Below are 11,399 nucleotides of genomic sequence, written 5' to 3'. Positions count from 1 at the left end.
GGGGGGACCCGTCGCCGGGCTCGTTCCTCGCCCGGCTCCTCCCAAATCCCACGGGTCGGATGACGAGTGAGACCCCAGGCGAAGAGCGTGCCTGGGGTCTCACTCGTCAGCGGAGGCGGCGGGATTTGAACCCGCGATGGGCTTTAAGACCCAAACCCGCTTAGCAGGCGGGCGCCATAGACCGGACTAGGCGACGCCTCCCGTGACCGGGAAAGGCTACCGGTCCCGCGTCCCGGGGGGCAAAGCGGTAGGCGCGTCGCTCGGGGGGCGAGACTGGACCCCACCGGCCGACGTCCCGGAGAGGAGGACCCGCGTGCCCGACGTGCGTGCGCTGACCCGCCGGGCGGTCACCCTGGGCGTCCTCGCCGCGGCGGGGGCGGCCGCCGCGACGGCGGTCCGCGGCAGCGGGCGGCCCGCCGGTGACGACGGTGCCGTCCTCAGCTCCTCGGGGCGGACGGCGTCCCTCCCGGCACCCGGCGGCGTCCGGACGGCGCCCCTGCCGGCCCCGTCGGCGACCGGGCCCGCGGAGCCCGAGCCGGAGCCGTCGCCGGCGCCCACGGACCGGCCCGAGCTGCCCCGCGGCGGACGGGTGCTCTTCCCGCGGCACCGGGTCGTCGCCTACGCCGGGCTGCCCGGGGCGCCCGCGCTCGGCCGGCTCGGGATCGGTGACCTCGACGCGCGGACCGCCGAGCTGGAGAAGCGCGCGGCCGGCTACGCGGGCAGCGGTGCCGACCGGCGCGAGCCGCTGCCGGCGCTCGAGCTCATCGCCGTCGTCGCGCAGGCCCGCCCCGGCCGCGACGGCACCTACCGGGTCCGGGTCGGCGCCGAGGTCGTCGACGCCCACCTCGCCGCCGCCCGGCGCCGGCGGGCGCTGCTCCTGCTGAACATCCAGCCCGGCCGGGCGTCCTTCCTCGACGAGGTGCGGGCCCTCGAGCGCTGGCTCCGCGAGCCGGACGTCGGGCTGGCCCTCGACCCCGAGTGGGCGGTCCGCGGCCGGGTCCGCCCCGGTGAGGCCTTCGGGTCGACGACGGGCAAGGACCTCGACGCGGTGTCCGCCTGGCTCGCCGCCCTCGTCGTCGAGCACGACCTGCCGGAGAAGCTCGTCGTCGTCCACGTGCTCGCGCCGTCGGTCCTCCGGTCGCCCGGCGCGCTGCGCCGCCGGCCGGGGGTGCGCTGGGTGCGCAGTGCGGACGGCATCGGCACCCCGGCCGCCAAGCGCCGGTCCTGGGAGCGGGTGCAGGCCGGTGGCGTCCGGGACCCGGCCGCCGTGGAGGCCCCGACCGGTGCCGGCGTCCTGCGCCCGGGGTTCAAGCTCTTCCTCGTCGAGGACGAGCGCGGCAGCTCGCGGATCATGACCCCGCCCGAGGTGCTCGCGCTCGCCCCCGCCCCGGACTACGTCTGCTACGAGTGACCCGACCGGTCCCCGGCCGTGGGGGAGCAGCCCCCGGACAGGCGGCGGCGCCGCCCGGATCGTGTCCGGACGGCGCCGTCTGGTCGTCCCCCGCCCGCCGTCGTCGACGGGTGCGGGAGAAGATGGTCAGGCGATCCCGAGGCGCACCTTGAGCGCGTCGAGCTCGTCGACCAGGCTGGTCGGGGTCTTCTCACCGATCGTGGCGAACCACTCCTCGATGAGCTCGACCTCGTGCTTCCACTCCTCGACGTCGACCGCGAGCACCCGCTCGAGGTCCTCGGCCGGCAGGTCCAGGCCCTCGGTGTCGAGCGAGGCGGGCGTCGGGACGAGCCCGATCGGCGTCTCGACGGCGTCCTTCGTGCCCTCGAGCCGGCCGACGACCCAGGTGAGGACGCGGCTGTTGTCGCCGAAGCCCGGCCACAGGAAGCGGCCGTCCGCCCCCTTGCGGAACCAGTTGACGAAGAAGACCTTCGGCAGCTTGTCCGCGTCGGCGCCCTTGCCCACCTCGAGCCAGTGCCGGAAGTAGTCGCCGGCGTGGTACCCGATGAAGGGCAGCATGGCCATCGGGTCACGCCGGACGACCCCGACCGCGCCGGTCGCCGCGGCCGTGGTCTCGCTGCTCGTCGTCGCGCCGAGGAAGACGCCGTGCGCCCAGTCGCGCGCCTGCGTGACCAGCGGGATGACGCCTGCGCGCCGGCCGCCGAACAGGATCGCCGAGATCGGGACGCCCTTCGGGTCGTAGTACTCGGGGGCGAGGATGTCGCAGTTGCTGATCGGGGTGCAGAACCTGCTGTTCGGGTGCGAGGAGACGAAGCCGGCGTCCGGCGTCCACTCCTCGTGCTTCCACGAGGTGAGGTGCGCGGGCTTGTCCTCCGTCATGCCCTCCCACCAGACGTCGCCGTCGTCGGTGAGCGCGACGTTCGTGAAGATCGAGCGGCCCTTCTCGACGGCGCGCATGGCGGCCGGGTTGGTGTGCCAGCCGGTGCCGGGGGCGACGCCGAACAGACCCGCCTCGGGGTTCTGCGCGTAGAGCCGGCCGTCCTCGCCGAAGTGCATCCAGCAGATGTCGTCGCCGATCATCTCGGCGGTCCAGCCCGGCACGGTCGGCTCGATCATCGCCATGTTCGTCTTGCCGCACGCGCTCGGGAAGGCCGCGGCCACGTACGTGACCTTCTTCTCCGGGCTCGTCAGCTTGAGGATGAGCATGTGCTCGGCGAGCCAGCCCTCGTCACGCGCCATCGCCGAGGCGATCCGCAGCGAGTAGCACTTCTTGCCGAGGAGGGCGTTGCCGCCGTACCCGGAGCCGTAGGACCAGATCTCGCGGTCCTCGGGGAAGTGGGTGATGTACTTCGTCTCGCTGCAGGGCCAGGGAACGTCGGCCTGGCCGGCCTCGAGCGGTGCGCCGACGGAGTGCAGGGCCTTGACGAACGGGGCCTGTGTGCCCATCGCGTCGAGCACGTCGGTGCCGATGCGCGCCATGATCCGCATGCTCGCGACGACGTACGCGCTGTCGGTGATCTCCACACCGAAGAACGGACGGTCTGCGTTGAGGCGGCCCATGACGAACGGGATGACGTACATGGTGCGGCCCTTCATGGCGCCGCGGTACAGCTCGGTCATGGTGGCCCGCATGTCGTCCGGGTCCATCCAGTGGTTCGTCGGGCCGGCGTCCTCCTCGAGCTTCGAGCAGATGTACGTCCGGTCCTCGACACGCGCCACGTCGCTCGGGTCGCTGGCGCACCAGTAGCTGTCCGGCTTGCCGGCCAGACGGGTGAACGTGCCGCTCGCGACGAGCGTGTCGACGATCGCGGCGTTCTCCTCGTCGCTGCCGTCGACCCACTGGACGGCGTCGGGGGTGGTGAGAGCGGCGACCTCGGCGACCCAGGCGGCCAGTGCCGCGTGCCGGGTCGGGGCGTCGCTGATCGTGGTCCTCGTGTCGGTGGTTGTCACGGGGCTGCCCTTCCTCGTGCTCGTGCCCGCTCGTCGGGCGCTCCGGGGAACCTCCCCGGGGGCCTGTCACCGGTAGCTCGTGGCCTCGCGGCGGCTGCGTTGGCGGATCGCTTCGACCGTAGGGCTACCAAGGCTGTCCTTACCCATGACGGAGGTCCCAGCAACGTCCTGACCAGGTCTTTCGCCGCTGTGACCTCCGTGACGGCCCGGTGACGGCCGCCACGCCGTGCACGGGTCCCCGCCCGAGTCTGCGACGTGCCGGTGCCGGCCGCCGGGATGCGAACCTTCACGGCTTGGCAGGATGGCCCGGTGACCGTGCAGCCGACGACCGTCAGGGCCCTGACCGGGGTGGTCGTCGGCGGGCTCCTCGTCGGGGCCGCCCTCACCGGCCGGGCGGTGGCCGGCCCGCCGTCGGCGCCGAACGTGCTGCCCGCCCCGGCGTGCCCGGCGGTCCTCGCCGACGCACTGCCCGCGACGTGGCCGTCGTCGACCTACCTCGTGCCGTGGGGGCCGGTCTCGGGCCGGGTCTGCGACTACCCCGGCGCCGCGTCCGCCGCCCCGGACGCCGCGCGCCTGCGCACGAGCAGCACGCTCGACCCGACGGCGGTCGCCGAGCTGGCCGGGCTCGTCGAGGACCTCCCGGCGCCGCAGGCCCGCTGCACGCAGCCGGAGCCCGCGGCCGGCCCGGAGGTCGGCGTCGCCGTCGTCCTCCTGCGGTACCGGCCCGGAGCCACGCCGACCGTCGGCGAGGAGCTGCGTCTCGTCCTCGGCCGGCTCGGACCGTGCGCGACGGCGTCGAACGGGCTGCGCACCGTCCAGCTGGACGAGGCGACGATCGACCGGCTCGTGCGGCTCGCACCCCCTGTGCGCCAGGTGTTCCCGACCCGCTGACCGCCGCCGTCGGGGCCGGCCGGCGGGCCGTCGTCCAGGGCCCGAGGTCCCCTCGTCTCAAACTGAGACGGTCGGGGTCCCCCGCACGTCCTTAGCCTCCTCGCACAGACCTCGCCGACGGCGTCGCCGTCGGACCGGGTGGGTCCACGCAGTCACGAGGAGGTGGCGGTGAAGGCCGTCCGCGTGCACGAGTACCACGTCGACCCGAGCATCGACGACATCCCCGAGCCGACGATCACCGCTCCGCTCGACGTCATCATCAAGGTCGGGGGCGCGGGCGTCTGCCGCACCGACCTGCACATCCTCGAGGGCCAGTGGGCCGAGGCGATGGGGCCGACGCTGCCCTACGTCATCGGCCACGAGAACGCCGGCTGGGTCGCCGAGATCGGCGCCGGGGTCACGAACGTCGCCGTCGGCGACACGGTGATCCTGCACCCGCAGCCGAGCTGCGGCCTCTGCCTGCCCTGCCGGGCCGGCCGGGACATGCAGTGCCAGAACGCGTTCTTCCCCGGGCTGTCGAACAACGACGGCGGCATGGCGGAGTACCTGCGGACGACGGCGCGCGCCTGCGTGCCGCTCGACCCGTCGACGAACCCCGCGGACGTCGCGGCGCTCGCCGACGCGGGCATCACCGCCTACCACGCCGTCCGCAAGGCGGTCCCGCTGCTCACCCCGGGCACGACCGCGGTCGTCCAGGGCGCCGGCGGCCTCGGCCACATCGGGATCCAGTGCCTCGCAGCGCTCACCGCGACCCGGATCGTCGTCGTCGACCGCAACCCGGACGCCCTCGCCCTCGCCTCCAAGCTCGGCGCCGACGTGACCGTCGTCGCCGACGGCACCGAGGTCGACCAGGTCAAGGAGCTCACCGGCGGTGCGGGCGCGAACGTCGTGTTCGACTTCGTCGCCGAGCAGGGCGCCGAGAACAACGGCTGGGCGATGACCGCACCCGCGGGCTCGCAGTTCGTCATCGGCTACGGCGGTGAGCTGCGCATCCCGACCCTCGACTTCGTCGCCGGCGAGAAGAACGTCATCGGCAACATCGTCGGCACGTACACCGACCTCGCCGAGCTCATGGTGCTCGCGCAGGCGGGCAAGGTCACGCTCCACACCCAGCAGTACCCGCTCTCCGCGGCGCTCGACGCGCTGCACGACCTCGACGCGGGCAAGGTCCGCGGCCGGGCGATCCTCGTCCCCTGACGTCCCGCCCTTCCCCTGAGAACCCTTCTGCCGCAAGGAGTCTGCCATGTACGAGAAGGACGGCGAGAAGTACTTCATCGTCGACTCCCACAGCCACTTCTGGGACGCGAGCCGGGAGAACTGGAAGCCCGGCCGCGAGGAGTACGCGAAGGGATGGATCGACTGCTTCTACGGCTACCACCAGCTCGGCCCGCCCGAGACCCACTGGGACTACGAGCGCTACCTCAAGGTCGACGAGGCCGACTTCGTCCGGGACATGTTCACCGAGGGCTACGTCGACGTCGCGATCTTCCAGTCGACGTACCTCAAGGACTGGTACACGACGGGCTTCAACACCCTGGAGCGCAACAGCTCCATGGTCGAGAAGTACCCGGAGCGGCTCATCGTCAACGGCCGCTGGGACCCGCGTGACGGCGAGGCCGGCCTGGAGAAGCTCGAGGCCGAGGCCGAGGCGTACAAGCTCAAGGGCGTCAAGCTCTACACGGCCGAGTGGCAGGACGGCTCCCGAGGCTGGAAGCTCACGGACCCGATGTCGTACCGCTACCTGGAGAAGTGCCAGGAGCTGGGGATCGTCAACCAGCACGTGCACAAGGGCCCGACGATCTGGCCGCTCAACAAGGACGCGTTCGACATGTCGGACGTCGACCAGGTCGCGACCGACTTCCAGGGCCTGAACTTCATCGTCGAGCACGTCGGCCTGCCGCGCATCGAGGACTTCGCCTTCATGGCGGTGCAGGAGCCGAACGTCTACGCGGGCCTGTCCGTCGTCATCGGCGGGCTCATGCACGCGCGGCCGAAGTTCTTCGCGAAGGTCATGGGCGAGCTGCTCTTCTGGGTCGGCGAGGACCGCATGACCTACGGCGGCGACTACCACATCTGGACGCCGAAGTGGCAGATCGAGGGCTTCGTCGACTGGCAGATGCCCGACGAGGAGGCGTTCAGCGACTACCCGCGGCTCAGCACGGCGGCCAAGAAGAAGATCCTCGGCCTCAACGCCGCGCGGCTGTACGGCCTCGACGTGCCGGCCGAGTGCCGGCTGCCCGAGTCGCAGATCGACGTCGTCGAGCAGCCCGGCGAGCAGCTCGTCGCCGGGAGCTGACATGACCGTGCAGGTGTCGCCCGCGTCGGCCACGGCCGGCGCGGGCGCGCTGCGGGACGCCGTGTGGGCAGCGCTCGGGACCGTCCTCGACCCCGAGCTCGACGAACCGGTGACGACGCTGGGGTTCGTGGAGCGGGCCGAGGTCGGGGCGGACGGCGTCGCCACCGTCCGGCTGCGGCTGCCGACGTTCTTCTGCGCGCCGAACTTCTCGTTCCTCATGGTCGCCGACGCGTTCGAGGCGGTGAGCGCCGTCCCGGGCGTGACCCGGGCCGACGTCGCGCTCCTCGACCACCACGCCTCCGCCGAGATCAACGGCGGCGTGGCCGCCGGGGCCGGCTTCGTCCAGACCTTCGACGGCGAGGCCGTCGAGGAGCTCGACGAGCTGCGGGCGACGTTCATCCGCAAGGCCGTCATGGCCGGCCAGGACCGGGTCGCCCGGCCCCTCGTCGACGCCGGGGCGACCCCGGACGACCTGGCGACGATGCGCCTGGGCGACGTGCCGCCGTCCGCCGACCTGGAGCGGTTGCGGGCCCGGCGCCGGTTCATCGGCCAGCCCGCGGACGACGACGCCCCGCTCCTGCTGACGTTCGACGGGGTGCCGCTGCCCGTCGAGCAGGTCCCGCTGCACCTGCGGCGGGCGCGGCTCGTGCGGGTCGGCATCGAGACGAACGGCGAGTACTGCCGCAGCCTCTTCGAGGCGCGGTACGGGGGACCGGCCGCGGGCAGCTGACCGCGGTCGGACCGACCCGCGGGTGCGGCCTGGCGCTACGGCAGCGCCAGGCCGTACTCGCGGACCTTGCGGTAGACCGTCGCCCGTGAGAGGCCGAGCACGGCGGCCGCCTTCGTCCGGCTGCCGCCGGTGCTGCGCAGCGCGTCGACGATGGCGTCGCACTCGAGCGCCTCGACCGGCGTGAGCACGCGGCGGACGCCGACGAAGACCTCCGCCGGCAGGTCGTCGACGCCGACGACCCCGGTGCGCCGGCGCGCGAGCACCCGCTCGACGACCTGCCGCAGCTGGGCGGTGTTGCCGGGCCAGCGGCAGCGCGCGAGCACCCGCATCGCCTCCGGCGACATCGTCGGCCGCTCCTGGCCGGGGCGGACGGCGACGGCGGCGAGCGCGTGCCGCACGAGGTCGGGGACGTCCTCGACGTGGTGGCGCAGCGGCGGCACCTCGACGGTGAAGGGGACCCGCTCGACGAGGTCGGCGACGTCGTCCGCGAGCGGGCCCGAGGTGACGGTGACGACGACCCAGGCGCGCTCGGTCTCCTCGCACCAGCGGCGCGGCTCGAGGACGTCGGTGAGCCGGCGGCCGGCCCCGGGCGGCAGCCGGTCGACGTCCGCGAGCACCAGGGTGCCCTCAGGGTCGGCCGCGGCCCGGGCGACGTCCGCGAGCCACTGCGGGCCGAAGTCCTCGGCCGCGAACACCTCGAAGGGGGTGGCCGGGGCGTAAGCCTCGTGGGCGGCGCGGGCCAGGGTGCGGCGTCCGGAGCCGGGCTCGCCGGCGAGGACGACCCACTCGCGGGCGGCGACGTGCCGCTCGACGGCGGAGCGGCACATCGTCCAGAGCGTCCCCGAGCCGACGGCGACCGTCGGCACGTGGCGCCGCCCGACCGGTGCGGACGGCGTCCGCTGACGGGCGCGGACCCGCGGGGCCGGTTCGCCGGTCTCGGCCCGGCCGCTCGTCGACCGGACGACGAGCACGCCGCCGCCGGTGCCGTCGGCGGCCCATGTCGGGCGGCAGTCGACCCGGGCCGACGTCCCGCTGGGCAGGTCCACGACGAGGCGGGTCCGTCGTCCGCCCGCCAGCGCCTCCGAGGCGACCTCGACGAGGCGGTCGTGGTCGCCGGGGACGATGAGGTCGCGGGCCCGGTCGTTGAGCATGAGGACGTCCTCGCTCACGGCGACGACGGCGTCCGGGCTGCGGCGGCAGGCGGTGACGAAGTCCTCGAGGACGGCGGCCTCGCGGCGTCCGACGTGCTCGCGCAGGCGCTGCTCGACCTGCTGCGCGGTGATCGCCGTCGTCGCCATGAGGAGCGGGCCGGCGTCCTTGCGCCAGCACGTGAGGTTGAGGACGCCGACGATCCGGCCGGTCACGGGGTGCCGGACCGGGACCGCGGTGCAGGCGAGGTCCTCGAGCCCCTCGGCCCAGTGCTCGGCGCCGACGACGTCCGCCGGGCCGCGGCTCTCCAGCGCGGTCCCGATCCCGTTCGTGCCGACGTACCGCTCGGCGTAGGAGAAGCCGGGCGCGAGCCACACCCTGTCCAGGTGCTGCTGGAGCCCGGAGTCGCCGGTGCGGCGCTCGAGGACCGTGCCGTTGTCGTCGCAGAGGATGAGACTGACCGGCTCGGTCGCGAGCAGGTCGGCGGCCGCCTCGACGACCGGGCGGGCCGCGTCGAGCAGCGGTGACGAGCGGTACGCGTCGTTCTCCCGGCCGAGGTCGATGCGGTCGGGGGCGACGTGGTGCTCCCGGGAGCGGGCCCAGGACGCGAGGATCGGCGGCCGGACGGCGGCCGGGACCGGCTCGTCGGCGAGGAACGCCGCTCGGGCGTCCGCCGTCGCGAGGACCGGGTCTTTCCTCATGGCGTCCCCCGATGACACGGCAGTGGGTCGGTCGGGCTGGAGTTCCATACTGCGGTGCCGCGGGCGATGTGGGAAGAGTGCCGGGAACGCGAACGGCCGGGCGGGGAGGTCCCCGCCCGGCCGTCACGCGATCTTCGTCCTGGGAGGACTACAGACCGAGTCGCGCCTTGAGCCCGTCGAGCTCGGTGAGCAGCGTCGAAGGGACCTTGTCGCCGATCTTGGCGAACCACTCCTCGATCTGCGGGACCTCCTTCTTCCACTCCTCGGCGTCGACCGCGAGGGCGACCTCGAGCTGCTCGGCGGTGAGGCCGAGGCCGTCGGTGTCGAGCGCGCCCGGGGCCGGGACGTGGCCGACGAAGGTCTCGGTCGCGTCGGCCGTGCCCTCGATGCGCTCGATGACCCACTTGAGGACGCGGCTGTTCTCGCCGTAGCCGGGCCACACGAAGCCGCCCTCGGCGTCGCGGCGGAACCAGTTGACGTAGAAGATCTTCGGCAGCTTGGAGGCGTCGGCCTGCTTGCCGACGTTCAGCCAGTGCTGGAAGTAGTCACCGGCGTGGTAGCCCATGAAGGGCAGCATCGCCATCGGGTCACGGCGGACGACGCCGACCGCACCGGTCGCGGCGGCGGTCGTCTCGCTGGAGATCGTCGAGCCCATGAACACCCCGTGCGCCCAGTCGCGGGCCTCGGTGACGAGCGGGATCGTCGTCTTGCGGCGGCCGCCGAACAGGATCGCCGAGATCGGGACGCCGTTCGGGTCGTCGTACTCGGGCGCGAGGATCGGGCAGTTCCGGATCGGCGTGCAGAACCGGCTGTTCGGGTGCGACGAGGGCTCGTCCGACGCCGGCGTCCAGTCCTTGCCCTTCCAGCTCGTGAGGTGCGCGGGCCGCTCCGGGGTCATGCCCTCCCACCACACGTCGCCGTCGTCGGTGAGGGCGACGTTCGTGAAGATGCTGTCCCCCTTCTCGATCGCGTGCATCGCGTTGGGGTTGGTGTCCCAGCCGGTGCCCGGGGCGACGCCGAAGAGGCCGTTCTCGGGGTTGACGGCGTAGAGCCGGCCGTCCTCGCCGAAGCGCATCCACGCGATGTCGTCGCCGAGGGTCTCGACCTTCCAGCCGGGGATCGTCGGCTGGAGCATCGCGAGGTTCGTCTTGCCGCAGGCGCTCGGGAACGCCGCGGCGATGTAGTGGACCTTGTTCTCGGGGTTCGTCAGCTTGAGGATCAGCATGTGCTCGGCGAGCCAGCCCTCGTCGCGCGCCATGACGCTGGCGATGCGCAGCGAGTAGCACTTCTTGCCGAGCAGGGCGTTGCCGCCGTAGCCCGAGCCGTAGGACCAGATCTCGCGGGCCTCGGGGAAGTGGACGATGTACTTGGTGTCGTTGCACGGCCACGAGACGTCGGCCTGGCCGGGCTCGAGCGGCGCGCCGACCGAGTGCAGGCAGGGCACGAACGGGGCGTCCTCACCCATCACCGAGAGCACCTCGGTGCCGACGCGGGCCATGATCCGCATGGAGGCGACGACGTAGGCGCTGTCGCTGATCTCCACGCCGAAGAACGGCTTCTTCGCGTCGAGGTGCCCCATGACGAACGGGATGACGTACATGGTGCGGCCCTTCATCGAGCCGCGGTACAGGTCGGACATGAGGGCGCGCATCTCGCCCGGGTCGCGCCAGTTGTTCGTCGGGCCGGCGTCGTCCGGGTCGACGGAGCAGATGTAGGTGCGGTCCTCGACCCGGGCGACGTCGCTCGGGTCGCTCGCGCACCAGTACGAGTTGGCCTTCTTCTCCAGCGGCACGAAGGTGCCCGCCTCGACGAGGCCGGCGACGAGCGCGTCGCGCTCGGCGTCGGTGCCGTCGACCCAGTGGATCCGGTCCGGCGTGGTGAGGGCGGCGACCTCGGTGACCCAGGCGACGAGGCGGGTGTGGGAGGTCGGGGCGGACTGCGCGACGACGGTCGCGAGGTCCGCGGCGGCGACGCCGGTCAGGTCGATGCCGGTGCCCGGCGTGGTGGCCGGCGTGGTCGTCCGGGTCTCGTCGGTCGTGGTCACTGGCTGCCCTTTCCTCGGGGGTGTGCTTGCGGAGGCCGGTTCGACCGGCCGTCATCCTGGTTACGCGGCGTGACATCACTGAGGTGCTACATCCGTGTTACCGGCCGCTCAACCACCGTAAGAGCGGTGCCCGGCGATGTGAACACTTCCCCGGTGGGAGCCTAGTGAAACTTGTCACAAGCCCCTGACCTGCGCGAAAGCCAACTGCCGTTCCGCTGCAAAAAGTT

Annotated in this window: 8 protein-coding genes and 1 tRNA gene; 5 read left to right on the top strand and 4 right to left on the bottom strand. The window is 72.9% G+C overall.

Translation table 11 applies throughout. The annotated features are described in order from the left end of the window. Positions 1-110 precede the first annotated feature (110 nt). Positions 111-201 (bottom strand) — tRNA-Ser (locus ECOMGDLI_RS29820). Between the two features lie 112 nt (positions 202-313). Between ECOMGDLI_RS29820 and ECOMGDLI_RS29815 the strand changes: the two genes are divergently transcribed. Beyond that, positions 314-1,411, top strand: coding sequence for a hypothetical protein (locus ECOMGDLI_RS29815; protein ID WP_198955307.1), 1,098 nt, complete (start codon positions 314-316; stop codon positions 1,409-1,411). Between the two features lie 126 nt (positions 1,412-1,537). Here the strand turns inward: ECOMGDLI_RS29815 and ECOMGDLI_RS29810 are convergent, their stop codons facing one another. Beyond that, complete coding sequence (locus ECOMGDLI_RS29810; RefSeq protein ID WP_088320461.1) at positions 1,538-3,361, bottom strand: phosphoenolpyruvate carboxykinase (GTP); 1,824 nt, start codon at positions 3,359-3,361, stop codon at positions 1,538-1,540. A 309-nt stretch (positions 3,362-3,670) separates the two neighbouring features. On the opposite strand from ECOMGDLI_RS29810, the gene ECOMGDLI_RS29805 reads away from it, so the two are divergent. From ECOMGDLI_RS29805 to ECOMGDLI_RS29790, 4 genes are all read left to right on the top strand, one after another. Next, complete coding sequence (locus ECOMGDLI_RS29805) at positions 3,671-4,252, top strand: hypothetical protein (protein WP_088320460.1); 582 nt, start codon at positions 3,671-3,673, stop codon at positions 4,250-4,252. 168 nt (positions 4,253-4,420) lie between these two features. Further along, positions 4,421-5,449: an NAD(P)-dependent alcohol dehydrogenase gene (locus ECOMGDLI_RS29800; protein ID WP_088320459.1), complete on the top strand. Its 1,029-nt coding sequence runs from the start codon at positions 4,421-4,423 to the stop codon at positions 5,447-5,449. Positions 5,450-5,495: 46 nt separating this feature from the next. Next, positions 5,496-6,548, top strand: a complete 1,053-nt coding sequence (locus ECOMGDLI_RS29795; RefSeq protein ID WP_088320458.1) for an amidohydrolase family protein — start codon at positions 5,496-5,498, stop codon at positions 6,546-6,548. Position 6,549: 1 nt separating this feature from the next. After that, positions 6,550-7,278, top strand: a complete 729-nt coding sequence (locus tag ECOMGDLI_RS29790) for a metal-sulfur cluster assembly factor (protein WP_088320457.1) — start codon at positions 6,550-6,552, stop codon at positions 7,276-7,278. A gap of 35 nt (positions 7,279-7,313) precedes the next feature. Here ECOMGDLI_RS29790 and ECOMGDLI_RS29785 read toward each other — a convergent pair whose 3' ends face one another. Together ECOMGDLI_RS29785 and ECOMGDLI_RS29780 are read right to left on the bottom strand one after the other, a co-directional pair. After that, a complete protein-coding gene (locus tag ECOMGDLI_RS29785; protein WP_088320456.1) occupies positions 7,314-9,128 on the bottom strand; it encodes a sigma-54-dependent Fis family transcriptional regulator in 1,815 nt (604 codons plus the stop codon). A 148-nt stretch (positions 9,129-9,276) separates the two neighbouring features. Then, positions 9,277-11,109, bottom strand: coding sequence for a phosphoenolpyruvate carboxykinase (GTP) (locus ECOMGDLI_RS29780; RefSeq protein ID WP_088320462.1), 1,833 nt, complete (start codon positions 11,107-11,109; stop codon positions 9,277-9,279). Between the last annotated feature and the right edge of the window lie 290 nt (positions 11,110-11,399).

Origin of the sequence: Kineosporia sp. R_H_3 (assembly GCF_002198675.1) — a bacterium.
Lineage (GTDB): Bacteria > Actinomycetota > Actinomycetes > Actinomycetales > Kineosporiaceae > R-H-3.
The sequence above is the reverse complement of the archived record's forward strand: the minus strand, read 5'-3'. Positions and strand labels throughout refer to the sequence as shown.

Bases quoted from the DNA above. Each gene is read 5' to 3' on its own strand.
- ECOMGDLI_RS29795 (WP_088320458.1), top strand. From the start codon at position 5,496: ATGTACGAGAAGGACGGCGAGAAGTACTTCATCGTCGACTCCCACAGC.
- ECOMGDLI_RS29790 (WP_088320457.1), top strand. From the start codon at position 6,550: ATGACCGTGCAGGTGTCGCCCGCGTCGGCCACGGCCGGCGCGGGCGCG.
- ECOMGDLI_RS29785 (WP_088320456.1), bottom strand. From the start codon at position 9,128: ATGAGGAAAGACCCGGTCCTCGCGACGGCGGACGCCCGAGCGGCGTTC.